This window comes from Cupriavidus sp. HMR-1 (assembly GCF_000319775.1).
Classification (GTDB): Bacteria; Pseudomonadota; Gammaproteobacteria; order Burkholderiales; family Burkholderiaceae; genus Cupriavidus; species Cupriavidus metallidurans.
Map to the genome: position 1 here is coordinate 1 of NZ_ANKP01000052.1, position 26,890 is coordinate 26,890.

Consider the following 26,890-nt stretch of genomic DNA (forward strand, 5'->3'; position numbering starts at 1 on the left):
GAACATACCAACAGTGTCAATAATCATTATTATGTTAAATACTTGATGGGCAGGTATTTGATCGAGGAAGCTGCGCAAATGGCTGCCTCTTCGGCAAGCCTAGCGATGGGCTTAGGTTGAGGCCCCACTCACAATTACCGCGTTTTGTTGGGCACGGGTATCACCCGCAGACTGAGATCGGCCATGCTCACCCGATCCCGCAAATCGCCCGATTTGGCACAGAGCCACAGAGCCACGTAGCGCGTCCGCGCACGTGAACTGCGCCGCCTCCATTGCACCTGCCCAGCGTGCGGCAGGTTTGGCATTGACTCGGCCACACTGACGCAGCGGGCCATGCCGGTGACAGTACGAAAGGATCTGCAGCGGCTTAGCTCCTTCGGCCACCTGCCACATGTGCGGCTTGGCCGCACGGGAGTTCGCATCGTCCCCGGCCGCGCGTGATGCCACGACTGACAGCAATTCCGAGACCGCTTCGGTCTGCGAGCGGCCCCCACCCTGCCCGACCGATCCGCACCACATCGGTGCTTGCTCGTTGGTATGAAGTTTGCGCACCTCCTCATTACCAATTCACAAAATAAAAATGACCCAGAGCAATTTTTCTCGTCGGGCGCCTTTGCGGCGCCCGACCACGCCAAAACTTGGCCTTCGCGCGGCGACACTTGGCGCCATTCCAGTGAGCGCCCTTGCAGGTGGCCTTCAGCAAGCCCAACAAGAGCTTCCGGCGATCACCGTCCAGGCGGCACGTTTCGATGTCGCGACTGCGGATACCGCCGTCTCCGCCAACCAGGGCTACGTCAGCCGCGAGCAACTCGCCAATCGCCCATTGTTACGTCCCGGCGAACTGCTGGAAACCGTCCCGGGACTGATCGTCACACAGCACAGCGGCGACGGAAAAGCGAACCAGTACTTCTTGCGGGGCTTTAACCTTGACCACGGCACTGACTTGTCCACGACCGTGGCGGGCATGCCGGTCAACATGCGTACCAACGCCCATGGCCAGGGATACACCGATCTCAATTTCGTGATTCCCGAGCTGGTCAGCGGTATCGCCTACAAGAAGGGCACGTACTTTGCCGAAGAGGGAGACTTCTCGGCGGCGGGTGCCGTGAGCATGGACTACGTGTCGCAACTGCCGACCGGTATCGCGCAGATCGAACTGGGCCAGCACGACTACCGTCGGGCGGTATTGGCCAATTCCCACCTGGTCGGCCCCGGCACCGCGCTCTATGGGCTGGAATGGCTGCAGGAGAATGGTCCATGGGTGTTACCGGAAGGCGTGCGCAAGCTCAATGGCATGTTCCGTTACACGCTGCCGCTCAGTGCCGGTGAGCGCGTCAGCATCACCGCCATGGGCTATCGTAATAGCTGGGACTCGACCGACCAAGTGCCGCAGCGCGCGATCAACGAAGGGCTGATCTCCCGCTTCGGGAATATCGATCCCACGGACGGTGGCTATGCGTCGCGCTACAGCCTGTCCGCCGACTGGTTCAGGCCCGTGCAATCGGGCTTGTTCAGGGCGAATGCCTATGTCATCAAGAGCCGGCTGCAACTGTTCTCGAATTTCACCTACGCGCTGAACAACCCGGAACGTGGCGACCAATTCCAGCAGTTCGAGAATCGCGTCACCGCAGGCGTCAACGCGTCGCGCCTCTGGTTCGGCAAGCTGGGCCCGCGCGACACCGAGACCGAGGTCGGCGCGCAGGTCCGATTCGACCGGCTGGGCCCTATCGCACTGGCCAATTCGGAAGAGCGGCAGATCTACGAAACGATTCGGACCGATACCGTCAACGAATCCAGTGCGGCGCTATATGTACGCAACACGACCGAATGGCTGCCTTGGCTGCGCACGATCGCGGGACTGCGGGCGGATCAGTTCTGGTACGGTGTTTCGAGCGACAATCCCGCCAACTCCGGAAACGGCACCGACCACATCGTCAGTCCCAAGTTCGGCGTCGTGATGTCTCCGGCCGACCAGACCGAAGTGTTCCTGAACTGGGGACGCGGTTATCACAGCAACGACGTACGCGGCGCCACCACCACGATTGACCCGTCCACGGGCGTACCGGTACAGAAGGTCAGCGTGCTCGTGCCGGCAACCGGCTACGAGATCGGCATCCGCACCCGGCGGCTCGCCCCTGCCCTGCAGTTGTCGGCCTCGCTCTGGCAACTCGACATCGGATCGGAACTGGTCTTCTCGGGCGACAGCGGCACGACAGAACCGAGCCGACCAAGCCGCCGCCGTGGGATTGAGCTGGCAGGCTACTATGCACCGCCCGACGGCCCGCTCGCCGGCTTGATCCTCGATGCGGACGCGGCTTTCTCGCGGGCACGCTTCCGCGATCACGAGGACATCGGCGATTACATTCCGGAATCGATCCAGACCACGGCGTCGGCCGGCGTGTCGTACAACACGGGACGCTGGTCGGTAGGCGCGCGGGCCCGCTACTTCGGCCCACGTCCGCTCATCGAGAACAACAGCGTGCGTTCCACTTCCTCGTTTCTCGTCAACCTGAAGGTGGGCTATCGAGTACTGAAGGGCGTGCGGATTTTTGCCGAAGTTCTGAACGTGTTCGGCAAGCGGGTCAACGACATCGACTACTACTATGCTTCGCTGCTGAAGGGCGAAACGTCACCGCTCAACGCAGACGGCTCGCCTGCCGGGATCAACGATCACCATATCCACCCCGCCGAACCGAGGACGTTCCGGGTGGGCGTCTTGTGGAGTTTCTGAACATTGGACCTTTCGATGCATGACGCAAGCGACGATTGACGGGTTCCGATTCCGTCCCGACTTCACAGCCCGTCATGCCTTCAGAAGGTGATCGGCAGCCGCACCGTGACTGTCAGGTCAGGGGTGTCGCGTGTCACGCCCGCGCCCACCGACAGGTTCAGCGTGTACCGGTTGTTGAAGCGATACGAGTAGCCCACCAGCAGCGTGCCCTGCGTGATACGCACCGATCCCGCGATGGTTTCTCCGTTCTGCTTGGTCGGCCAGATGATGCTCTGGTCGTAACCGATACTGAATGACGCGTTCTCATTGATCGCCAGACCCATGCCGAAGTTGAACTCGAACATGTCTCCGGGAGCGATCTTGCCAAGGAACTCCTGCTGGCCAGCAAGCACATTGCGGTAGACATTGTCACGCGCGAAGTTGTGCATGTAGCTGAAGCCGCCGAAGAGTACCGCCGGTTCGGTTGGAAACAACCACGTAATGCCGGGCTGGATCGCCTGGAAACCAGTTCCCGTTGGCATGCTCAGGGGTAGACCGGTGCCGGTGGCATTGCCCACGCAACGGGTCACGCAATCGGTGACCACCTGGAACGGATCCCTGCCGGTGTTCGACTTGTAGCGCAGCCAGCCGATGAAGTACGGCATCTTCTCGCTGCCGTAGTTGAGCTGGTAGCGAAGGGTCGCTTCCACATCGCCAAGGCCACTGCCATTGGCGGTGAAGGCGCTGTCGACAGCGGTCCCCGTGAAGACCTCGTGACTGATCGTGTTGCTGCTTGCGCTCACGTACGGCACCTTGGCTTCTATCTCGAGGCGCTTGGTGATGCCGTAGCGGAATGCGAACGCGCTGATGTAAGTGGACGTCCTGATGTCGCGCACATCGATCAAGCCGACCAGTATGGCGGGGATCACCGTGTAGCCTACCAGCGACACCGAGTCGCCGTACGAGTAGCTGTACTGGAAGCTCGGCTCGACGACAATTTTGCCGACTGGCGTGAGCACGCCTGGCTGGTCGAAGATCGGCGCGATCGCCGGCGGGCGCGTGTCGCGCTCTGGCGGATTGCCCACCGGCTGCTCGGCACCTGCTGCAGATTCGCCCTGCTGTTCGCCCAGGGCTGCCTGGCCCTGTTGCGTATCCTGTGGCGCAACGGCCTGTGGCGGCGTTTCGGATGGCGTCTGCTGGGCCTGCGCGGTGCTGTTGATCTGCGTGGCGCTGCTGGCTGCCGCAGCCGCTCGGGCGCCGGTCGCGGAATTGCCTGGCGTCGCGCCGGCGCCAACTTCTGCCTGGCCGCCGCGCTTATGCGCCAGCATCTCGTTGTCCACAGTGTTACGAAGTTCGCGAATGGTATCCGCCCGTTCGGTCAGCACTCGCTTCATGGCTTCGAGCTGCTTCGCCCGCTCGGCGATTTCCTTCTGTAGCGACTCAAGCTGCGCGGGGGTGGGAGCGTCATCAGGCGTCGTCTGCGCATGGGCCATGCCGCCTAGCAGCAACATCGTGGAGCAACTGGCAAAGCGAGTGCCCCACAGCGAGCGCTTCTTCATGACGTCCTTCTCCCAAGGGCCGACGCTCGGCTACCCGGATGCTCGAAATCGGCCCGGTCGATGTTCGCCTGGGCGCACCATGGCTTGGGGCGACTTCATTCCGGACGATATTTGGACAACCCTGCACCGAGGGAAAGTGGTCCATGCTCAATAGGAACGCAAACGTGCTCATGCTTGCGTTGACCGCCTTCGCGCTCTGGATGCTCTGGCTATTGAGATTATGCTGACGTACGTTGGACGGCAAGTTCGATACCGCACCTACGTAGTGACGATCTTGCCCGTGACTTGGCGGATCAAGGTGACAATCTGTCAACTGTTCAATGCCACCAGATCACCTTCCATATGTCTGCGCAAAAGATCATTAGGGAGGCGGAGGTATGCTGCCCAGACATCAGGTGGAGCCATACTCCTGGCAGAGCCATCGCAAGGCTGCTGTCTCGCAATGTGAGACAGCTGATAGGGTTCGTGTGTGGGACCCACTGAACATGGAATCGCGACCATCGCCTGCAGGCGCGGACAATCAGAAGCTGGCAGTTACTGAGACCAATGCGACCCGTGGATCCGCTTGAGCCAGCCCTCCGTAGGCATCAACGGCGGCCCATCCTCGTCTTCCCAGAACGTTGCGAACGGCAAGACGCACCGTGGCGGGGTAGCGCGTGCCACTCACGCGATATCGCATTCCCAGGTCCCAGCGAGTCCATGATGGCACCTGCTGCGTATTCGCCGCATCCACATACTGCGCACCGTTGCTAGCCACGGCAGTGAGCAGCGTCAGGCCTGGTATCTGGCGGACATCCCATTCCGCGCCAAGATTGAGTTGCCATGATGGCACGCCGACCGGGGTCTTTCCAGACAGCGTTGGACTCCCCGAGATCGTCGCGTCGAGCCACATCGCACCGGCGTTGACGCGCACGCCGCGCAGCAACTCATGTTGTACGCCAAGCTCCAGTCCGCGGTTGCGCTGCTCGCCATCGGCCCCGAAATGCGCCCCGTTCAAGACACCAACAGGCCTGCTGATCAGGAAAGCACTGATGGTCGCCTCAAGGTCTCGCCGCGCGAGCCTGACCCCTGCCTCGTACTGGGTAGAACGGTAAGGTGCCATCACCTCACCTGCGTTTGCCGCGCTCGTCGGCGCGACATCTCCTTTGCTGAGTCCGTCAATGCGGTGCGCGTAGAGTGATACGGCCTGGTTCGGCTTGAACACAATACCGAGCAGAGGGGCTAACGCACCCGCATCGTAGTGCTCGATCACAACGCCTTCCGGGCTGAAGTTGTCGGAACGAATGCGCTGATAGCGAAATCCGGCCGTCAACTGCAAGGACTCATCCCTTGTCGATACCGTGTCGACAAGGGACAACCCAGTCAGGTACGTCGAGGACACCTTGGGGACGCTGACAGGATCGGCAATTGACTGCGGGGGTAGCTGCACGGGATCGTAGAGATTGGTAAGCGACGTGATCGCAGAGTTCACGAGTCCGCGATTGAGCCGGTCCCTGTAGCCGCTGGCCGACAGTGCAATACGATGTTTCGTGGGGCCGATGGCAAGCCGCCATCGCATACCGGCTTCGGCGCTAGTGCGTGCCACGTCGAATCGGTAGTTCGTATCGGATACGGATACGTCTCCCGCCTCGTTGATGATCGTTGGCGTGATGGCGAAAACGCGCGCCACACGTGTCCGGCCACCTCCGACGTGGGCGAACACCTGCGTGTTCTCGTCAACGTCGTAGGCAACCCGCGCCAATGTCGCGCCATCATGGATTTCCGAAGACTCCCATGGCTGGGATATGTTGCGATGGCCGTCCGGCGCCGCTGGCACGTCGATACCCGCAACGATATGCAGCAGCCGGAACGGCGCCGATATCCGCTCATACTGGGCGATGACATCGAGGCTCGCGCGCAACTGGCTGCCGCGATAGTCGAAAGCCAGCGCCCCCGAGCCGGCATCGCGATGCTGGTTGTCCAGAGCGGTATCACCACCGCGGTAGCCACCATTGAAGCGAATGCCGAACGCACGGTCGCCGCCGAGCCGTCTGCCCACATCGATGTTCGCGCCAAACTGGGACAACGAGCCATAGTCCGCAGCGGCCTCGGTCACGTCCGCGTCCCCTGCCCGCTTCGGCACGATGTTGATGGCGCCACCCACGCCGCCGCCAGGTGACATGCCGTAGAGCAGCGTCGCGGGGCCCTTGATCAGTTCCACCCGCTCGACGTACCCCGTCGCAACGCGATAGTTGGATGCGATGCCGTAGACGCCATCGAACGCAATTTCACCGAAGTTGCCGTTGCTGTAGGGAAATCCGCGAATCGTGAAGGCGTCGAGAATGCCGCCCGGCTTGCTGACCGAGCGAACCGAAGCATCGTTCTCCACGACATCGGCCACGCTATACGCCTGCTGGTCCCGGATCTCGCGCGCGTCGAAAACCCGGGTACTGACTGGCGAGTCCATGCCGTTTATGCTTCCCAGGGCTCCCAGATTCACCGTGCCGGCGATTCCATGCCCGGCTTGCGCGCCCTGCGACACATCTGCGCGATAGGCCTGACCGACTACGGTCACCGTGGGCAATGTCTGCGCGGCTTCCGCCTGCGTGTCGGCGGCAGAGGCCTTGCGTATCAGGTACCCTCCATCGCGCAGGTCGACGGCGTGGTAGCCAGTCTCGTGGAGCAGGATCCCGATGCCGTCGGCAATCATATGCTGCCCCGTCAGCCCCGCGCTGTGCAGCTTCCGCAGCGCGTCGGCATCGAAGGCCAGGTCCACCCTCGATGCCGTGGCGAACTGTATGAGCACCGCGTCCAGCGGCCCGGGTGGTATCGAGTAAGTGCGAGCCTCGGCCGCCGCCTCTTGCACGGAACCAGCGGCCGGACAGTCCTGGGCATCCAGGATGATAGCCGTCGCGAGAATGATCCCAACCAGGATCTGGCGGCAGCCTATCTGCATGGACCCTGCATCAGAAGTCCACCGTCACCGAGCCGAGGAACGTGCGCGGCGCGCCCTGCGAAATCGTGCTGTAGGAAGCCACGCCCGACCAGTAATGCTTGTCGAAGGCATTGATGACCGTGGCCCTGAACGTGGTGGTCTTGCCCGACACCTTCGTCCGGTAGCGAGCCCCAACGTCGACGGTGGTCCACGACGGCACCGACTGCGTGTTGGCCTGGTTGACGTAGGTGCGGCCCGTGTAGTTGAGCGCGCCAGTCAACGTCAGGCCCTGCAGCCACGGCAGGTCCCATTCGGCGCCAAGATTGGCCATGAAGTCCGGTACGCCCACCGGCCGGTTGCCCTGCGTCGCAGCGCTATTGGTCTTGGTCAGCTTGCCGTCCAGCCAGGTAATGCCGCCCAGCAGCCGAACCCGCCGCACCACTTCGCCAGAGACAGTCAGTTCCAGCCCTTGATTTCGTTGCTCGCTGTCCACGGCGTAAACCGTGCCGAACAACTGGCCGCTCGGCTTGGTCATGCGGAAGGCTGCCAGCGTGGCCATGATCGATCCGGCATCGACCTTGACGCCGACTTCCTGCTGCTTCGTCTTGTAGGGAGCGAATACCTGCCCGGCATTCGAGGCAGTGGCCGGCGCAATATCACCCTTGCTCAGCCCCTCGACATAGTTCGCATAGAAGGAAACGTTGCGCCATGGCCTGAAGACGATGCCGGCCAGCGGCGTCACGGCGTTCTCGTCATACGAAGACGACTTTGCGCCAGTTGCGGTGTTGTAGTTGTTCGACTCGACCTGTTGATACCGCAAGCCGAGCGTCAGGGCCACGCGATCATCCATGGTGCTGACCGTGTCGACCAGGGCTACGCCGGAGAGCGTGGAATCCGACACCTTGGGAACAAAGCTCGGTGGCGCGATCGACTGCTCGGGGCTCACCACCGGGTTGTAGATATTCGAACGGACCGGCGTTCCCGCGACGTTGGCGTTGGCAATACGATCCGAGTAGAGATTGGCCTGCAATGCAAGTGCATGCTTGACCGGACCGGTGTCGAACTTCGCGCGCACGCCGGTATCGAACGACATCCGGTTGATCTGAAACCTCCAGTTTTGCACTGCGGCGGAAGTGTCGCCCGCCGCGTTGAGGATTGTCGGGGTCTGGTCCGAGAGGCGGGACACGTCGGACCGCGTCCCGCCGGCATCGGCATAGACAGTGACGTTGTCCGCCACGTCATATTCGACGCGCAACAGCGTCGAGACGTCGTTGGACTTCCACCATCCCCAAGGCTGGGTGACGTTACGCCGGCCATCGGGTGCCGCCGGCACTTCGATGCCAGGAGCCACCAGGAACGGGCGCGTCGGCGCATCGATCCACTGGTACTGCTCGATCAGGTCCAGCGATGCCCGCAGACGGTCGCCGTGATAGTCCAGCGATACGGCCGCCACCTCGCTGCGTGACTTCTGGTTGTCCAGCGGCGTGGGCCCCTGACGGTGCAAGCCATTGAAGCGAACGCCCCACTCCTTGTCGTCGCCCCAGCGACGGCTCAAGTCAACGGCCCCGCCCACTTGGGCGTCCGACGCATAGTCGAGTGTGAAGCGTGTCAGGTCCGTGGCGCCCGCCCGCTTGGGAACGAGGTTCACCACGCCCCCCACGCCGCTGTTGGGCGACATCCCGTAGAGCATGGCGGCCGGCCCCTTGAGGACCTCGACGCGCTCCATGTATTCAGGAAAGAGATGGTAGTTCGGCGAAACGCCATACACGCCGTCGAACGCGACTTCCGACAGGTTGCCTTCATTGATCGGGAAGCCGCGAATCATGAACGAGTCGGTGACGCCGCCAGTCTGGCCGGTGAAGCGAACCGAAGGGTCCGCGTTGAGCACATCAGCCAGGGTCACGGCCTGTTGGTCCTCGATGCGCTGGGCCGTGTAGCTGGTGGTGGAGAACGGCGTATCCAGGCTGTCACGGTTGCCGAGCATCCCGAGGCGGCCGCCGCGCGCGGTTTGCCCGCCTGCATAGGCTGCCGGGAGATCGGTGGCATCACTGGCGGCCACGGCGCTCACCGTCACTGCGGGAAGGGTGGTTTCCGGAGCCTTGTCCGTGGAAGTCTGCGCGGTGGCGTTGATTGACATGGCACCCGAGCCGACGGCAAGGCAGAGCATCGCCTGATGGAGTGCGGCAGCAAGTGGCTTGGGCGAAGGGAAGCATGCGGACTGGGTGCTGGTGCGGGATGACAGATGGCGGGATCGGTGTGACGACATGGTTGCGAAGTCCAGAGCGGATTGAAGAGGGTTCCTACAATCCAAGCCGGACAGGTCGCCCAATCCCCTCAATTCACCTCGATTTTTTTCACATCACCCTGTCTCAGGCATGCACCCTGGGCCCGACGCGAACCCAGTAGCGCGTGAAGTACGACACCCGGATTGGCAGCGCCTTCTCCAGGAAACGCAGCGTGCGATCCGTATCGTCGATGCGGTACGCACCCGAGATGACCAGATCCGCGACGGCGGGATCGCAATCGATGCGTCCGTGGCGATAGCGGGCAAGCTCCGCAAGCACGTCGGCCAGACGCATGTTGCTGCCGGAAAGCAGCCCGTTGGCCCAGCTGTCGGGCGACAGCGCGGCGGCATCGCTCAATGCGCTTGCCTCCTGCGTCATCGTCCAGGTCGTGCCGGGCGTGGCAACGGCTTGTGATTGCGCTTTGCCGTCGTGCAGCGCGACCGCGCCCTGCTGCACGCTGACACACGCGCGATCCGCTTCGAGCCGCACCGCGAAACGTGTCCCGAGCGCGCGCATCGCGCCGAACGGCGTTTGCACACGGAATGGCCGCGCTGCGCCGCCGTCGTGCCCGGTCGTGACCAGAATCTCGCCACGCCGAAGCAACACGTCTCGATGCTGGCCATCGAAGCGAACATCAAGGGCGGTCTCGGTATTGAGCACGACGACCGTGCCATCTTCCAGCGCCAGCCTGCGTTGTTCGCCCACGCCAGTACGCACGTCGGCGGCCCAGCTTCTCCATGGCGTTTCGCGATAGGCCATGGACAACCCAAGCATGGATACGCCACCCAGAGCCAGCAACTTGATCGCCTGGCGGCGGCCGCGAATGGTCTCGGCGTTGCGGAGCGTCTCCACAGCCAGCTTCGCCGGCACACGGGGGAATCCATCGCGTAGTGATTGGATGCGTTGCCATGCCAGCCGGTGCCGGGGATCCGCACCCTCCCAGACCAGAAAGCGCTGGCGCATCTCGTCGCTGGGTTCGTTGAACAGCAGGCGGACGGCCCAATCAATGGCCGCATCAATGACTTCTGACGGCAAATCGGCTTGCGAACTGGACATCTTTGCGCCCTGTGCTTGTGCCGGTTGCTAAGCGCCGAACTGCAACGCGTAGCATCGGCGCAGCGCCTGGCTGATGTACCGCTCGACGGTCGCCAGCGACATGCCAATGCGCTCCGCGATCTGCGGGCAAGTCAGGCCGTCAAGCTGCGCCAGCAGGAATGCCGTGCGCGCGTTCGGCTTCAGCGTATCGAGCATCTGATCGATCTCGATCAACGTCTGCAGGAAGTGCAGACGGCTTTCGGGCGATGGCGTATGCGCTTCCGGCAATTGAGCCAGCGTCTCCAGCCATGCTTGCTCAAGTTCCCGCCGCCGCCAGAAATCGATGACCAGACCATTGGCAATGGTGCCCAGGTAGGTGCGCGGCTCGCGGATCTCGACGACTTTCCTGTGAAGCACCCTGACGAATACGTCCTGGGCGATGTCCGCCGCATCGCATGCATTGCCGATCTTCCGCAACAGCCAGCCTTGCAGCCATGCGTGATGCCGGCTGTAAAGGACATCGACCTGCGAACGGGTACCTGGATCCATCGCGACTACCTCATCTCACCACAGCGGGTGTCATCAGGTCTTCCAGGACATACGCCGCCAACTGACGGCGCCCCGCTATGGCCGAGCGGATAAAGATCCCAAGCCCGATAGGCAGGAAAAACGGCAAGTAAAAGAGGCAACCTGGTGGACATAGACACTGCGGCAGGCACCGCCGTGCTGCACAGCGGTTCAGGAATTTCGGATTCGCATCAGATGCAAATGTAACTTATTCTCACTTACGAAGAAAGAACGTTACTAGAAACACCGCCACATGTGTCGCATACGGCATAAGAGATGCCTGGGACGTGTCCAAACAAATGCCGCGCCAAGGCGAAACAGCACTGGCCACCGAATCGCACGCACTAGGTCGTCAAGGATTAGACACGGCACCGCATTGGCGTGGTGAAGCCAATGTCCTACGCGCGCCTGATCGGCAGCGAAAAGACGCCTCAGGGCAAGACCCTGACCCTCGACTTCGTGCCGACTGGCAAACCCCTGGGGGTTCGCGTGATCGTCCAGAACGCGCCGCTTTCCGGCGCGGATGTGAGGCGTTCGCACGCGAGGTCGTGCACGACCTCTGCGTCTGATTGCTGGAAAAGCCATCACGGGCCACTGGCGGGCAGGGGCTGGGGCCTCTCCTCCAAACATCGGAACCTGTCCGATAACCCGCGTGTGATCCTGATCCGACGGTGTTCAGTCGAGCTGGATATGGGCGTCCTGCACGATCTTGGCCCACTTGGGCATATCACCCGCGACCACCGCCGCCAGTTCCTGCGGCGCCGACCCGACCGGCTGCAAACCCATGCCCGCCAGCTTCTGGCTGATTTCAGGCAGCTTGACGATCCGCGCCACCTCGGTGGCCATACGGCTGGTCACGTCTTTCGGCGCATTGGCGGGCAGGAACAGCGCAAACCATCCGCTAGGCTCAAATCCCGGCAAGCCCTGCTCCGCGAACGTCGGCACGTTCGGAATCGCCTTGTAGCGCTGGGTACCGGTAATGCCCAGGATCTTGAATTTGCCGCTGGTCAGGTACGGATACGCCGATGTCACATCGACGAAAGCCGAATCCACCTGGCCGCCAAGCAGATCGTTGAGCAAGGGCGCAGCCCCCTTGTACGGAATATGTGTCAGTTCGACGCCGGTCTGCTGCCGTAGGAGTTCGCCATGCAGATGCGACGAAGTCCCGTTGCCGTATGAACCGTAACTGAGCTTGCCGGCCTTGGCCAGCGCGACGAACTCGCGTAGCGTGCTGGCCGGAACGCGGTTGGGCACGACAAACAGGTCGGACGATTTGGCAATCAGCGAGACCGGCGTGAAATCCTTGTTCACGTCATACGGCATACGCTTGTAAAGGCTGGGCGACTGGATCAGCGCGGTGATGGCCAGCAGCACCGTGTAGCCATCGGGCGCGGCCTTGGCCACGGTGTCGTTGCCCAGCATGCCGCTGGCGCCGGGCTTGTTGTCGACGACCACGGGCTGTCCCCAGGCTTCGGCCAGCCGCTGGCCGATCATGCGGCCCACAGTATCGGTGCCCCCGCCGGCCGGATACGGGACGATCAGCCGGATCGGCTTGTTCGGGTAGCTGGGCTGGGCCAGTGCCTGGCCAACGCCGCCCAGCATGGCGGCGCCCGCCAGGGTGCCGGCTTGCGCCAGCCAGGTTCGTCTGCTCGTTTGCATGAAGCTGTCTCTCTCAAGAACTGGATTCGGTACGTCGGATATGCTGGATACGCCGGAAACACCGGCCGCCCCCGCCGCCTATGCCCGCATGGCGTCTTCCTGCAGCGCGCGCCACTGGATCTTGCCGGTGGCCGATTTGGGCAGCGCGTCCACGAACTCGACGATGCGCGGCACCTTGTAGGCCGCCAGACGCTCGCGGCACCAAGCCATGATGCGTTCCGCATCGGCCTCCGGCGTGCCGCGCGATTCGGGGCGCAGCGCCACCACGGCCTTGACCGTTTCGCCGCGATGCTCATCGCGCGCGGCGATCACGCAGGCCTCGTGGATGGCCGGGTGGCCGTAGAGCAGGTTTTCCACCTCGGCCGGCCAGACCTTGAAGCCAGACGCGTTGATCATGCGCTTGAGGCGGTCGCGCATGAAGAAATAGCCCTCTTCATCCATGAAACCGAGGTCGCCGGTGCGTAGAAAGCGCTTGCCGGCGATTTCGATGAAGGATTCCGCATTGGCCTGCGGGTTGTTCCAGTAGCCCTGCATCACCTGACCACCGTGGACGACGATCTCGCCGATCTCGCCCTGCGGCAGCTCGGCGAGCGATTCGGGGTCCACCACGCGGGCATCCACGCCGAAGGTGGCGATGCCCAGGCATTCACGCTTGGGCTTCTGGCGCGGGTTGGACAGCAGGAACGACGCGGTCTCGGTCATGCCATAGGCCTCGACGTACGGCAGGCCGAAGCGCTCCTGCAACATGTTGGCCACCGCGTCGGGCATCGCCGCGCCACCGCCCCCCAGAAAAGCCAGGCTGGACAGGTCACGCCGGGCCACATCGGGCTGCGCGAAGAAGTCCACCAGCATGGCCGGCGGCGCGCCCCAGGCCGAGACGCGGTAGCGCTCGATCAGATCGGCGGCAAGCGCGCGGTCCCAGCGCGGCATCAGCACCACGGTGGCACCCAGGTAGATCGGCGAATGCATGCAGTTCTGCATGCCGAGCAGGTGGAACATCGGCGCCACCGCCAACACCACCGATTCCGGCGAACTGCTGCGCCAGACTTGCGAGCCCACCGCGGAACTCATCATGGTGCCGTGGGTATGCATGCAGCCCTTGGGATTGCCCGTGGTGCCCGACGTGTATGCCAGCATGCAGAGCGTGTCGTAGCCGGCCTCGTGCGCACGCGGACGCTGCCCGGCATTGCGCGCGGAGTCCCAGTCCACTGGCATGGCGCCACCTGGCGCCGCGCGCAGCGCGGGAGCAGGCTCGCGGAGCCAGGCCGGAACCGGCAGGCCACCATCGTCGCGCAGCATCCCCGCGTAGTGGTACGTGATCACGTGACGCAGCGCCTTGCCATGCAGCGGCGCGACGCGCTCATACAGTTCGCTGCCGCAGAACGCGGCCACCGCGCCGCTATCGGTAACCACATGCTCCAGTTCGGCTTCCAGCCACATCGGATTGGCTGGCACGACCACCGCCTCGGCACGCAGGATGGCGTAGTACGCCACGATGAACTGCGGGGCGTTCTGGCTGTAAAGCACTACCCTATCCCCGGGCTGAATGCCGCAGCTTTGCTGCAGATAGCCAGCCATCCGTTCGACGTCATCCAGCAGTTCCGCATAGGAGATCGCGGTGCCGAAATACTGGATCGCCGTCTTGGCGGGATAACGCCGCGCGGCCACTTCCAGGTTGTGGAACAGGCTGGTCTGCGGCACATGCAGCGTGCCAGGCAGGCCGGCAGGCCAGGCGGGAGAACGGTAAGGCTGGGATGTACTGGCGGACTTCATGTCAGGCAAAGGCTCAATCAAGACGAATGTTGTGGGTACGGATCACTTTGCCCCAGCGGGCATAGTCGGCCTGCACGGTCTGCGCAAAGGCATCGGGCGTGCTGCCGGTCAGGATCACGCCCATGTCGTTCATGCGCGAACGCACGGCGGGGTCTGCCAACACCTTGTTGACGTCGGCCGAGAACTTCTCGACGATCGACCGCGGCGTGGCGGCGGGCAGCAACAGGCCAAACCAGCCCAGCGAATCCATCCCGGAAACGCCGCTCTCCTTGAAGGTCGGCACATCGGGCAGTTGGGGCGAGCGCGACGCGCCGGTCACGGCAAGCGCACGCAGACGCCCGGACGTGGCGTGGGGCTTGGCGCCCATCACCGAGATCACCGCAGCTGGCACCTGGCCACCGAGCAAGTCGTTCAACTCGGGCGCCTCGCCCTTGTAGGAGACGTGGATCATGTCGAGGTTGGCGGATTCGTTGAATATCTCGCCATAGAGGTGGCCGCTCGATCCCGTGCCATACGATCCGAAGGAGTAGTGCCTGGGCTTGGCGCGGACCAGCGCGATGAATTCCTTCAGGCTGGTGGCCGGCACCGCACTGCTGTTGATGGCAAACACCAGGTTGGTGGTGCCAAGCTCGGATACCGGCGCGAAGTCCTTGACCGGGTCAAACGGCGCCTTGGTGTAGAGGCTCGGTGCCTGCACGAGCGTGGTGATGGTCAGCAGCGCGGTGTAGCCGTCCGGCTCCGCGCGGGCTACGGCCTCGGCGCCGATCATGCCGCTGGCACCGGGGCGGTTTTCCACCACGACCGGGCGCTTCCAGGTCTTGCCGAGGCCATCGGCAATTGCCCGCGCCAGCACGTCGGTAGCCCCGCCGGCCGGGTACGGCACCACAAGGCGCACCGATTTCGACGGGAAGGCCCCTTGGGCCATGGCGGTACCGGCGCCGGATAGGCCAGCAACAGCACCCGCCAGCGCCAGCGCTCCGGTGCCAAGACGCAGCAATGCACTCCGGCGATTTGCCAGCATGTGGTTGTCTCCTTTCTTGTTGTCCTGTTTTCCCGGGTCGCTGCCGAGTCCGGCATTGCCGGCGGCGATCCGCCCGGCTCCGGACTTCTGCATAGTGAGAGAGTGCGTGATCCGGCACGGTCTGGACAATGACCAGACAACCCAAAATCATTGGCCGAATCGTTCAGACGGAAGGCAGGCTTTGGCAAATCCCGATTGTGTGTCGCGAACCGGGCGCGGTAAGGTCCGCATCAGCCCGGCATGCCGCCATTGCGCGCGGCAGGGTTCCGGAGCTGCCCTACACGACGAGGAGACTCATGCACATCGTTGCCACTCCCGCTCACCGGCACCCCGTGCCGGGCAAGCAGCGCAGCACCGCTGTACCGGGTCCGGCATTGGCTGGCACTACTGGCACTACTGGCACTACTGGCACTACTGGCACTACTGGCACTACTGGCACCACCATCGCCCCGCTTGCGACAACGGCAACGCCAGCGCCGGCCCGCCATACCATCGCCATCCATCATGTCGACCAGATCCTGCTCGGGGTGCGCCGACTGGGATTCGACATCGATGCCGTGCTGCGGCGTGCTGCGATCTCTCCGGCGCTGCTGGCATCGCCGAACGCGCGCGTGACCCAGGACCAGTACGCCGCGCTGATCCGTACGCTGCGCCGCACCACGCGCGACGAACTGTGGGGCCTGCTTAGCCGCCCCGTACCTCCCGGCGTCTTCGCCCATGCGGCCGGCGCGATGGTCCACAGCGCCACCCTGGGAGAGGCCATCCAGGCCGGGTTGCGCCAGTACCGGCTGCATCTCGACGAATTCACGCCACGGCTGCACCTCAGCCCCGACGGCAAGACGGCTTCACTGATATTGCACGGGCATGCGCCAGCCACGCCGTGCCAGATCTTCGCCAAGTCGACCTTCGCGTTCCATGCTTACGGCCTGATCAACTGGCTGGTGGCGCGGCGCGTGCCCCTGTCGCATGTCGATCTGGGTTCGGGCCCGCCCCAGGCGCTGACGGACACCGAGCGTATCTTCAATACGACGGTCCGATACGGGCAGTCCTGCACGGCCCTGCACTTCGATGCTGCCTGGCTGCGGCTGCCGGTGATGCAGGATCCCGCCGGCCTGCGCGAATTCCTGCTCGAGACCCCACACAAGCTGCTGGTGCGTTATCGCGACAATAGCTGCCTGGCGGAACGCATCCGGCTGCACCTGCGCTCCCACCTGGATGACGAGCTGCCGTCGCTGGAGCAGATGGCGCAGATGCTGCGCCTGACACCGCAAACCCTGAGCCGTCGCTTGCGCGATGAAGGCCGCGGTTACCAGAACATCAAGGACAACCTGCGCCGCGACGCGGCGATCGGCATGCTCGAGCACTCATGCCTGTCGCTGCAACAGGTGGCGCTGAGGCTGGGCTTTTCCGAGCTGAGCACCTTCCACCGCGCATTCAAGAAATGGACCGGCGTCGCGCCCGGCGAGTACCGGCAGCGCGGCATGCAACCTATCTCGCCCATCCAGGAAGATAGCCCTCGGCAAAGTGCCTGATTTCCTTGCTGAACTCGGCACAGACATGCGTCATCAGGTCCATCGAGCGATAGACCAGGTAGACGTTGAAGTCCGGCAGTTCGTCCTCCATCGGTAGCACCTCCAGCGAACCGGGGTCCATGCGCAACGGCCCGCCAGTGCCCCGGAAAACGAAATCTGACCACATGCTGATGAGGTCGGTCTTGGTAGCCAGCTGCAGCCCCAGCAGATTGGATGCGCTCTGCACGATCCGGCGCGGTATTTCCAGTCGGTGCAACCGCATCAGGCTCGATATCGGGCTGCCGGGGTCATCGAGCGGGTCCAGCACCAGCCAGTCGGCATCCAGCAGCGGACGCAGCCGGCGGACGCGTCGCAGTGGATGGCCCGGCCGCACGGCCAGACGCATCGGCACCGAGAACAAGGACTCCCACTGGAGTCCGCCCGCTCCCGGCCCGCTATTGGTGGAGATCAGCCCGAGATCAAGCCGCCCCTCCCGCAGCCCTTCCTGAATCTGCTGCGGGCGCTGCTCGAAGCCACGCAAGGCGACGTTGGGAAAGCGCTTGCGCAACGCCGCCATGGCATCAGGCAGCGGGCCACTGGAGGCCACGGCGGTAAACCCGATGTTGAGTTCGGCTTCCGCATGGCCACGTATGGATTCGATGTCTTCCAGCGCGTGACGCAGTTCCTGTTCGACCACGGTGGCGCGCTTGACCAGCGCCATCCCGTACGCGGTCAAGCTCACACCGCGCACGGAGCGGGACAGCAGCGTGACGCCAAGTTCTCGCTCCAGTTCAGCGATGGCCTTCGATAGCGCGGGCTGCGAAATATGCAGCCCGCGTGACGCCTCATGGATGCTGCCGTGCTGCGCCACGGCCAGCAGAATGCGCAGTTGATGTAGCTTCACGTTCGACTGGTCCCCCTCTTCTCCGCGCCCGCCGCGGCGCCCCGACCGGACCATGCCCGCATCAGGTGCGCATCAGGTGCTTCGCGCGCCTGTGCGGTGCACCATGCGTCCGGTCTCTCGCGCCAGCACTTCCGGGCTTTCCCCGATAGCCGGTGAACACTGGTTATGGCGGTGATTCTATTTGGTTATCGGGATGAATATTTGCGATTTTGTAGGTTCGCGACTTCCCCGAATACTTCATCGCCAAGGGTTCCTGAACAGAAGCCCGTCCCCCACCTTCGGAGACCACCGATGAATGACGCCACCCTGCAGCCGGCTCTTGCCCCCGCACCGGCTGCCGCCGAGCCACGACGAACCAGCCAGGCCCGGTTGATCGCCGCCTGCTCCATCGGCAATGCGCTGGAAATGTATGACTTCACCGTCTACAGCTTCTTCGCGCTCATGATCGGCAAGCTGTTCTTCCCCTCCGAGAGTGCCTACGGTTCGCTGCTGCTGGCCGTGGCAACGTTCGGTATCGGCTTTGTGATGCGGCCTCTGGGCGGCTTCGTGATCGGCAACTATGCCGACCGCCACGGACGCAAGGCTGCCATGACGCTGACCATCGGCCTGATGGTGGTTGGAACGCTTTGTCTGGCGGTGGCCCCGACGTACGCCACGGCGGGCCTGCTTGGCCCGCTGATCATTCTGGCGGGGCGTCTGCTTCAGGGCTTCTCGCTGGGCGGCGAGATCGGTGCCTCCACCGCCATGCTGATGGAGGCCGGCGGTATCCGCGGGCGTGGATTTCGTGTGAGCTGGCAGCTTGGCAGCCAGGGCATCGCCGCCCTGTGCGGCGCGCTGACGGCGGCGGTGCTGTACGGCAGCCTGTCGCCGGAAGCGCTGCAGAGCTGGGGATGGCGCGTGCCGTTCTTCCTGGGCTTGCTGATTGCGCCCGTAGGCTTTTACATCCGATCGCATCTGGACGAAACGCACACGGCCGAGACCCATGCGCCAAGCCCGCTCGGCACGCTGTTCCGCGAGCACGGCACCCTGGTGGCCAAAGGCGTCCTCACCATCATCGGCGGCACCGTCGGCACGTATCTGGTGATCTATTTCATGCCGACCTACATGATCCGGGAACTGCATCTCCCGGCCTCGCTATCGCTGCTGGCCGGCTGCGTCACGGGTCTGACCAGCTTTGCCGCATCGCTCTGCTCCGGCTGGCTGGCCGACCGCCTCCAGCGCCGCAAGCCGCTGGTGGTCGCCGCCATCCTGTTCACCGTGGTGGCCCTTTATCCGGCCTTCTGGCTGATGACGCACTACCCCAGCGTGCCGCTGGTGCTGTCGCTCTCCGCGCTGCTGACCGCGAGCCTGTATCTGGGAACGACGCCACTGCTGCTCATGATGATGGAGATGCTGCCGATCAAGGTACGGGCCAGCGGCCTGTCGGTGATCTACGCCATCGGCGTCACGGTGTTCGGCGGCTCATGCCAGTTCGTCGTCACCTGGCTGCTGGCCCGCACCGGCAATCCGCTGTCCCCAGCGTTCTACATGATGGCCTGCAGCGCCGTGACATTGCTGACCGTGCTGACCCTGCGCGAAGTGCGCGAAACCCACTGACCCGCCAGCATCCGCCAGCACCCGCTAGCCCCGCCTGCACCCGATTGCCCCCTTTCCCCGCAAGGAACCCTGACATGACTAAAGCACCCACGCTCCAGCCCTTTCAACTGCTGCCCCATCTGCTGCCTCCGGTCGACATCGACGCCGAGACCTTCGTCAACATCCGTCGTCAGATTCACGCCCAGCCCGAACTCGGATTCGAAGTCGGCGCCACCAGTACGCTGGTGACGCACCTGCTGCAGAGCTGGGGCTATGACGTCCACACGGGTATCGGCAAGAGCGGAGTGGTAGGCCAGTTGAAACTGGGCAACGGCACGCGCCGGCTGGGCATTCGCGCCGACATGGACGCGCTGCCCATCGTCGAAGCCACCGGCCTGCCCTATGCCAGCCGCAACCACGGCAAGATGCACGCCTGCGGGCACGACGGCCATACCGCCATCCTGCTGGCCGCGGCGAAGGCGCTGGCCGACAGCCGCAGCTTCGACGGCACGCTCAACCTGATTTTCCAGCCTGACGAAGAGAACCTCTGCGGCGCGCGCGCGATGATCGAAGACGGGCTCTTCGAGCGCTTCCCCTGCGATGCGGTTTTCGCGCTCCACAATATGCCGGGCGTGCCGGCGGGCAGTTTCCGTGTGTTGCCAGGGCCGGTCAGCCTGTCTTCCGACGTGGCCGACATCACCATCAAGGGTGTGGGCGGGCATGGGGCGATGCCGCACCGCGCGCGTGATCCGATTGCCGCATCCGCCGCGATCGTGACGGCGCTGCAAACCGTGGTAGCCCGCAATGTGGCGCCAGACGACACCGCCGTCGTGTCGATCGGTTTCATTCGTGGCGGCGCCACGCACAACGTGATCCCCGAATCGGTAACCCTTGGCGTCAACGTGCGCGCGGCGCGCGCGGAAACCCGGGCGATGGTGGAGCAGCGCATCCGCGAGATCGTCAGCCTGACCGCGCAGGCCCACGGCGTCGAGGCACACATCGACTACCGCCAGCTCACCCCGCCCATGGTCAATACCGAAGCCGAAACCCGTCTGGCGCAGCGGATCTGCACCGATCTCGTGGGGGCGGAGAACGTCGTCACGCAAGCCCCGAAGGGGCTCAACGGCAGCGAGGATTTCGCCTGGATGCTCAATGAAGTCCCGGGCTGCTACCTGATCCTCGGCAACGGCGAAGGCGAATTCGGCGGCTGCATGGTGCATAACCCCGGCTACGACTTCAACGATCAGGTGCTGCCGCTTGGCGCCGCCTGCTGGGTACGGCTGGCGCAGACGTACCTGACAGCCTGACTGCCTGAGCCCCGATCCGGTCGCCGCCGCCGGACCCGTCGGCGGCTAGTCCTTCGCCAGCTTTGCCGGGCGCATGGTCGCGCTTTCCAGCAACTGTTCGTGGACAAAGGAGCGCAGCAGCAGCGCCTCGCGTTCGCCATAGCCGTCAAACGCCACGCCGACGCTGTGGTACGGCGCGGCGGCGCCAGCATTCGGGTCCTGCCGCGTCCAGCCCTCCAATGAGAAGGCCGACTTGATCCCGCCGGTGCGCAGCGTGAACGCCAGCCGCACCTGCAAGCCCGGCGCGGTCAGCGCGTCGTTGGCCGTGGAAACCGACACGCCGCCGGTACTCAGGTCCGTGATCAGCACGGTCTGAGGGGCGTCGGCACCATCCACACGGGACATTCGTCCCACCAGCCGGACCGGCACACGGATGCTGCCACGCATTTCACGGGCATCGACATGGCTGATGTCCGTCAGCATCCAATAAGGGAACGGCGTGCGCGAAGTCGCCCGGACACGTGCCGAAAAGCTGTGGATGCTGGTGCCCGTGAAACCACGGACCAGCACCAGATCGCCGTCGCAGGGCTCCGCAGACGTGCCGGCCAGGCCGGGCCACGCCACGAACACGGCGTCATCGTTGAAACCGATCAAGCGGCTCACCCAGGCGCGTTCCAGATCGCCAGGTCGCTTGACGTGCAGCAGCGTGCCGACCAGCAGCCCATAACCGCCGGCCCATGGGGGCGATGGCTCGTCCGGCCTGAGCGGCGCCATGTCGTCCGCCCAGAAACAACGTCCCGCCTGCAGCACGAGCGCAACCTCGTCCCCGGTCTGGAAGACGGTTCCCTCATCCGCCACGGGAAAGCCCAGTTCATCGACCAATGCCGACTTCAGTGGCTGTCCCAGCTCGATCTCATTTGCCAGAATTTCCCTTCGCATTGCAGTCTGCCCTTGATTCTTCCCTGGTCGTGCCTGTTGGCCCTTACTCTACCGCCGTATCTGTTGCAAGCGTTCGAGTGCCTTGTGCGAATTACCAATCAATCACCTTTGGACAAGCGTCAATGTGCGCTGTTATATTGCCTGAGCCGATTTTGTCTCGGTTTCATGCATGTGAGCGACGCTATCCATGACCTCTGAACTGTCCACGTCTACGACCGGTCCCCGGTATTCCGCTCGCCAGTTTCCTGAATTTGCTGATCCATCAGCCCATCGGCTTCCCGAGTGATGCGGATGCCCGGTGCCTTTTCCCCGAAAACCGTTGCCCGGCTTGGACTTCGGGCTCGCATGGCCATTATCGGCACGTTGACTTGTCTACTTGAAGGATGCGCCGGAGCGCCTTCGGTCGGCCTGTTTGGCGCTTATTTTCCATTGTGGCTGTTAAGCGCCGTCATCGGTATTTTCGGCGCCGTGGTTTCCTACCGCGTGTTCGTGAAAACCGGTTGGGCGGAAACCGTTCGCTCTCAATTAATTGTCAATACAGCAATTGGCCTGATCATCGCCGAGATCGTCTGGCTGATCGGTACGGGGCATCTTCTATGAAAATGGCCGGCGTTCAAAAGGGGCCGCTACGCGGCCGGGTCATTACCCTGGCAATCGTGCTGGTGGCCGTGCTGCTTTCCGTCTATGCCTATGAGCGGACCGTGCACCATCCGTCGTCGGACGATGCCACGCTCGACGCCGATGTCGTTCATGTGGCCTCGCCGGTAGGCGGACGCATCGCCCGCATCGCCGTCACCGAGAACCAGCACGTCGCCAAGGGCGACGTGCTATTCGAAATCGACCCTGTGCCTTACAAGCTGGCGGTGGACCAGGCGCGGGCAGATCTCGAACTCGCGCAGGCGGGCCTCGGCACGCGGCGGCGCACGATCGTCAGCGAACGCGCGGCCGCGTCGATCGCCTCCGAGCAGACCACGCGCGCGGAGCAGAACTACGCCTTGACGGCACGCACGGTGGAACGCCTGCGCCCGCTAGCCGCCGATGGCTACGTGCCAAAGCAGCAGCTCGACCAGGCCCAGGTGGCGCAGCATGACGCGGCGGTCTCGCTCAAGCAGGCGAACGTCCAGCACTCGGCAACCACGCAAGCCATCGGCAACGACGACGACGCCATCGCCGCGGTCCACGCCCGGGAAGCCGCGCTGGCAATCGCCCAGCGCGCGTTGCAGGACACCGTGGTCCATGCCCCGCAGGAAGGCCGCGTCACCGGGCTCTCCGTGCTGGCCGGTGAAGTCGTGATTCCGAACCAGTCGCTGTTCCTGCTCGTTCATACCGGCGAATGGTTTGCCGTGGCGAACTTCCGGGAGACCTCGCTGGCCGATATTCACATCGGCGACTGCGCCACGGTCTATTCGATGATCGACCGGGGCAAGGCGATACGCGGCACCGTGACCGGCATCGGCGCGGGCATCACCGATACAGAACGGCTCAACCTGCCGCGCTCGCTGCCCTACGTGCAGGCCTCAGTGAACTGGGTACGTGTTGCCAAGCGTTTCCCGGTTCGCATCCGGCTCGAAGACCCGCCCGAGACGTTGGCCCGCGCTGGCGCCAGCGCAAACGTCGAGATCCGGCATGGCGCAGCCTGCCGCTGACAAGCTGCGCCTCGGCCTGGGCGACATCGGCGCCCTGCTCGCGCCGACGCCCGGCCGGGCGTCGGCCACCACTCGCATCACCGTGGCGAGCGTGCTGACGGTGCTCGTCACCGCCATCTACGGCACGCCGGAAGCCGCTATCTCTGCCTACGTCATCTTCTTCATCAACCGGGAAGATCGCACCGTCAGCATCGTGATGAGTGTGGCAGCGTTGGTGCTGGTCAGCCTGATCATTGGCCTGGTGATCGTGCTGGCCAACTTCAGTGTCGACGATTCGCTGCGGCGGCTGGCCTTCATGGCCGTCCTGTCGGCCGCGCTGCTGTTTCTCACGTCGGCCAGCAAGCTTCGGCCGATTGGCGCCATCGTGGCAATGATCATCGGCTTCGGGCTCGATGAACTCGGACTGGTCCCGGGCGGAGAAGCCGCCACGCGCGCCCTGCTCTACGCGTGGCTGATGGTAGCGATCCCGATTGGCGTCAATGTGGCGGTCAATCTGGTGATGGGACCTTCACCACGCCGGCTGGCGGGCGACCGCCTCGCCCATTGCCTGCGCATGGCTGCTGCCAGCCTGCGACAGGAGGACGCCGCCCCAGCCATGCTCGTCCCGCTGCTGCGCGACGGCACGCAACCCGTCGGCATGTGGCTGAAGCTGGCGAAGATCGAGGGCCTGTCCCGCGCCGAAGACCTTGCGGCGCTGCGACGGGCCGCCGCGTCGACCACGGCCATTCTGATTGCTGCCGACATGGCGCTCCGGCAGCCGAACGCCCGCTTGCCGGCCGCCTTCCGCGCCCCGATCGCAGACACGCTCGATCAGATGGCGGCGATGCTCCAGGCGGGCGGCTACCCGGCGGAGATCACGCTGGCGCTTCCCGCGCTCGAATCGCTCGCGCCAGTGCAGCAGGCCATCGCCGTGGAACTGCGTGACGCCATCGTCGGCTTCGCCGATGCGGACGCGCCGAGCGCACAGGCCAACGCGGCCCTCGCTGCGGCCCCCAACGCAACGGAAGAGAAAAAAGGCGGATTCCTCAGCGCGGATGCCTTCACGAATCCCGAGCACATCCGCTACGCGCTCAAGACCACCGGCGCGGCAATGTTCTGCTACGTGCTCTACCAGCAACTGAACTGGCCCGGCATCCATACCTGCTTCATCACGGTCTATCTGGTATCGCTGTCGACCGCGGCCGAAACGGTCGAAAAGCTTTCGCTGCGGCTGGCGGGCTGCCTGATCGGCGCGCTGATTGGCACTGCCGCGCTGGTCTATGTCGTACCGTCGATCGACTCCGTCGGTGGGCTCCTGATGCTGGTCTTCGCGGGCACATGGGTGGCCGCCTGGGTCGCGCAGGGGTCGCCCCGTATCTCCTATGCGGGCTTCCAGATCGCGTTCGCGTTCTACCTCTGCGTGATTCAGGGAGCCGGGCCTGGCTACGACCTGACGATTGCGCGGGACCGGACCATCGGCATCGTGATCGGCAATCTGGTGACATTCCTGGTCTTCACGCGCATCTGGCCGGTCAGCATTTCAGGGCGGATCGAAGCCGCGCTCCATGACATGGTGCGGCAATGGCGGCAACTGATTGCCACGCCCCGGCGCGAGGCACAACGGCAAAACGCCGCCGCCGCGTTGGCGCTGCATGGCGCGATCACGCAGGACCTGATCCTGGCCAGATATGAGCCGGCATTGGTCGGACCCGGCACCGACTGGATCGAGGCCCGCCAGCGCCATCTGGCAACGCTGGACGCCGTAGCCGGTCCGCTTTTTCTGCTGGCGGAGCGGTTTCCGGGCGATCCGGAGGTCGATCGACGTCTGCAGGCCGTTCGCATGGATGGTCACGCGCCAGTAACAAGCGCGGCCCCGCTTTCTCCGCAGCATTCCCCGCGCGACGCGCTGCTCGCCCTGGTGGACCGGCATCTCGCCGCTCCGCGCCAGGACGATCCGCCGGCCGCCGCCACCGGATCACCGTTGCATGCCTAGAACAGGATTGCCGATTTTCCCGCTGATGCTGCTCGGCGCCAGCCTTGCCGGTTGCGCGACGGCGTCGCTCGACCTTGCACCGGAGCAGCCCGATCGTCCCTGGCAGCCAACGACCACGGCATCCGGAGAGCTCGTGCCGGGCAAGCCTTCCGCAACGGCCAACACCAGCAAGCCGGCCGACTACCGGCTGCCCGCCAATTCCGCGCTGGCGTCGATCACACCGCCGGCGGCGCTCGATCCAGCGCATCCCTACACGTTGCCCGAGCTGATCGACATGGCCGAATCGGCGAATCCGATCACGCGCGTGGCCTGGAACGATGCACGCAACGCCGCGCTGGCTGCGGGGGTCGCGAAGAGTAGCTATCTGCCGCAGATCTCCGCTTCCGCGCTGGGCGGCTACCAGAACGGGCACGGTTCGGTATCGGGCGCGCTCGGATCGGTCGGCACGAATTCGTCGGGCCATGGCGGCGTGGGCGTGCTGTCACTGCAATGGCTGCTGTTCGATTTCGGCGAGCGCGCGGGCATTGTCGAAGCCGCCGAACAGACTTCGCTCGCGGCAAACATCGCTTTTACGGCCGCGCACCAACGCATCATCCACGATGTCAGCGTGGCGTTCTATCGCTATCAGGCAGCGCGCACCCGCGCGGGCACCGTGCAGCAGGCCATGGAAAACGCGGATGCCGTGCTGGCAGCCGCCAAGTCCCGCTTTCAGCGCGGTATCGGCACCGTGGTGGAAGTTGCCCAGGCCACACAGAACCGCGCGCAGACCAACCTGGCGATGGTGCAGGCGCGGGGCGCGGAGACCGATGCCTACCTGGCGCTGGTCACCGCGATCGGCATCTCGCCATTGTCGAAGCCGCGCATCGCCGAGATGCCAGTCCGTCCGTTGTCGCCGGCCCTGCATAGCTCCGTCGAGCAGATCGTGGAATCAGTCATCGCGCGGCGACCCGACGTGCTGGGCGCCTACGCAATCGAGCGGGCCAGCCAGGCCAAGGTCAAGGCGGCCGAAGCCGAATTCCTGCCCAAGGTGTTCATGTCGGCGTTCACGTCGTATGCGTCGGGCGGGTCTTCGATCACGGCGATCCCCTCGGTGGCCCAGCAGGCACCGACCGTGAACCTGAACGGCTACCGCTATGGCGCCAGCGTGTTCCTCGGCATTACCGTGCCGATCTACGACGGCGGGCTGCGATCGGCGGTGCTGACCCAGGCGCGTAACGACGCCGACAGCGCGTCGACCAAACTCACGCGGGCCAAGGAAGAGTCGGTGCGGCAGGTCGTGGTCAGTCAGAGCGCGCTCGAAACCAGCCTTGCGGCATACGAAGCCGCCAAGGCCCTGGCCGACGCCGCCCAGATCACGTACGACGCCGCGTTCGCGGCCTACCGCAAGGGCGTCGGCACAGTCACGGATGCCAATCTGGCCCAGAACCAGTTACTGCTGGCGCGCAATGCGTCGGCCGACGCGTACAGTGGCGCGCTATCGGCGGCAGCCGCGCTGGCCCTGGCCACGGGAGCGGTCGGCGCGACACCGGAGCCG

General features: G+C 64.2%; 18 protein-coding genes. 8 read left to right on the top strand and 10 right to left on the bottom strand.

The window, feature by feature from the left end:
• Window positions 1–673 precede the first annotated feature (673 nt).
• Window positions 674–2,731 (top strand): TonB-dependent receptor, encoded by a 2,058-nt coding sequence (locus D769_RS08065; protein ID WP_008643867.1) that lies wholly within the window; start codon window positions 674–676, stop codon window positions 2,729–2,731.
• Between the two features lie 80 nt (window positions 2,732–2,811).
• Here D769_RS08065 and D769_RS08070 read toward each other — a convergent pair whose 3' ends face one another.
• The 8 genes from D769_RS08070 to D769_RS08110 all read right to left on the bottom strand — a co-directional run bounded on the left by D769_RS08070 (window position 2,812) and on the right by D769_RS08110 (window position 15,523).
• Complete coding sequence (locus D769_RS08070; protein WP_008643868.1) at window positions 2,812–4,269, bottom strand: hypothetical protein; 1,458 nt, start codon at window positions 4,267–4,269, stop codon at window positions 2,812–2,814.
• Between the two features lie 520 nt (window positions 4,270–4,789).
• Window positions 4,790–7,204 carry a TonB-dependent siderophore receptor gene (locus D769_RS08080; RefSeq protein WP_008643870.1) on the bottom strand — a complete coding sequence of 805 codons (2,415 nt, stop codon included), beginning with the start codon at window positions 7,202–7,204 and terminating at the stop codon, window positions 4,790–4,792.
• Between the two features lie 10 nt (window positions 7,205–7,214).
• Window positions 7,215–9,320, bottom strand: a complete 2,106-nt coding sequence (locus tag D769_RS08085) for a TonB-dependent siderophore receptor (RefSeq protein WP_234707106.1) — start codon at window positions 9,318–9,320, stop codon at window positions 7,215–7,217.
• Window positions 9,321–9,552: 232 nt separating this feature from the next.
• Window positions 9,553–10,524: a FecR domain-containing protein gene (locus tag D769_RS08090; RefSeq protein WP_008643874.1), complete on the bottom strand. Its 972-nt coding sequence runs from the start codon at window positions 10,522–10,524 to the stop codon at window positions 9,553–9,555.
• A 27-nt stretch (window positions 10,525–10,551) separates the two neighbouring features.
• Window positions 10,552–11,052 (bottom strand): sigma-70 family RNA polymerase sigma factor, encoded by a 501-nt coding sequence (locus tag D769_RS08095; protein ID WP_008643876.1) that lies wholly within the window; start codon window positions 11,050–11,052, stop codon window positions 10,552–10,554.
• 693 nt (window positions 11,053–11,745) lie between these two features.
• The gene (locus D769_RS08100; protein ID WP_008643878.1) at window positions 11,746–12,729 is read right to left on the bottom strand and encodes a tripartite tricarboxylate transporter substrate binding protein; all 984 of its coding nucleotides are present in this window, start codon (window positions 12,727–12,729) and stop codon (window positions 11,746–11,748) included.
• Window positions 12,730–12,807: 78 nt separating this feature from the next.
• On the bottom strand, window positions 12,808–14,502 hold the full coding sequence (locus D769_RS08105; RefSeq protein ID WP_008643880.1) for a long-chain fatty acid--CoA ligase: 1,695 nt from the start codon (window positions 14,500–14,502) through the stop codon (window positions 12,808–12,810).
• A gap of 13 nt (window positions 14,503–14,515) precedes the next feature.
• Window positions 14,516–15,523, bottom strand: coding sequence for a tripartite tricarboxylate transporter substrate binding protein (locus D769_RS08110; RefSeq protein WP_035884600.1), 1,008 nt, complete (start codon window positions 15,521–15,523; stop codon window positions 14,516–14,518).
• 296 nt (window positions 15,524–15,819) lie between these two features.
• Between D769_RS08110 and D769_RS08115 the strand changes: the two genes are divergently transcribed.
• Window positions 15,820–17,055: an AraC family transcriptional regulator gene (locus D769_RS08115; RefSeq protein ID WP_008643883.1), complete on the top strand. Its 1,236-nt coding sequence runs from the start codon at window positions 15,820–15,822 to the stop codon at window positions 17,053–17,055.
• On the opposite strand, the gene D769_RS08120 is transcribed toward D769_RS08115, so the two are convergent.
• Window positions 17,012–17,938: a LysR family transcriptional regulator gene (locus D769_RS08120; protein WP_008643884.1), complete on the bottom strand. Its 927-nt coding sequence runs from the start codon at window positions 17,936–17,938 to the stop codon at window positions 17,012–17,014. The genes D769_RS08115 and D769_RS08120 overlap by 44 nt on opposite strands.
• A 291-nt stretch (window positions 17,939–18,229) precedes the next feature.
• On the opposite strand from D769_RS08120, the gene D769_RS08125 reads away from it, so the two are divergent.
• Both D769_RS08125 and D769_RS08130 read left to right on the top strand, forming a co-directional pair.
• Window positions 18,230–19,534, top strand: a complete 1,305-nt coding sequence (locus D769_RS08125) for an MFS transporter (protein WP_008643885.1) — start codon at window positions 18,230–18,232, stop codon at window positions 19,532–19,534.
• Window positions 19,535–19,608: 74 nt separating this feature from the next.
• A complete protein-coding gene (locus D769_RS08130) occupies window positions 19,609–20,820 on the top strand; it encodes a M20 aminoacylase family protein (RefSeq protein ID WP_008643887.1) in 1,212 nt (403 codons plus the stop codon).
• A 45-nt stretch (window positions 20,821–20,865) separates the two neighbouring features.
• Here the strand turns inward: D769_RS08130 and D769_RS08135 are convergent, their stop codons facing one another.
• The gene (locus D769_RS08135) at window positions 20,866–21,738 is read right to left on the bottom strand and encodes a flagellar brake protein (RefSeq protein WP_008643888.1); all 873 of its coding nucleotides are present in this window, start codon (window positions 21,736–21,738) and stop codon (window positions 20,866–20,868) included.
• 345 nt (window positions 21,739–22,083) lie between these two features.
• Between D769_RS08135 and D769_RS08140 the strand changes: the two genes are divergently transcribed.
• The 4 genes from D769_RS08140 to D769_RS08155 form a co-directional block, all read left to right on the top strand.
• The gene (locus D769_RS08140) at window positions 22,084–22,338 is read left to right on the top strand and encodes a YtcA family lipoprotein (protein ID WP_008643890.1); all 255 of its coding nucleotides are present in this window, start codon (window positions 22,084–22,086) and stop codon (window positions 22,336–22,338) included.
• Window positions 22,335–23,384, top strand: a complete 1,050-nt coding sequence (gene mdtN / locus D769_RS08145) for a multidrug transporter subunit MdtN (protein WP_008643892.1) — start codon at window positions 22,335–22,337, stop codon at window positions 23,382–23,384. Before D769_RS08140 ends, mdtN begins: the two co-directional genes overlap by 4 nt.
• The gene (locus D769_RS08150) at window positions 23,365–25,356 is read left to right on the top strand and encodes an FUSC family protein (RefSeq protein WP_008643894.1); all 1,992 of its coding nucleotides are present in this window, start codon (window positions 23,365–23,367) and stop codon (window positions 25,354–25,356) included. The genes mdtN and D769_RS08150 overlap by 20 nt, the downstream gene beginning before the upstream one ends.
• Window positions 25,349–26,890: TolC family protein (locus tag D769_RS08155; protein WP_040010943.1), on the top strand; the 1,542-nt coding region annotated here is incomplete at its 3' end. The genes D769_RS08150 and D769_RS08155, both read left to right, overlap by 8 nt.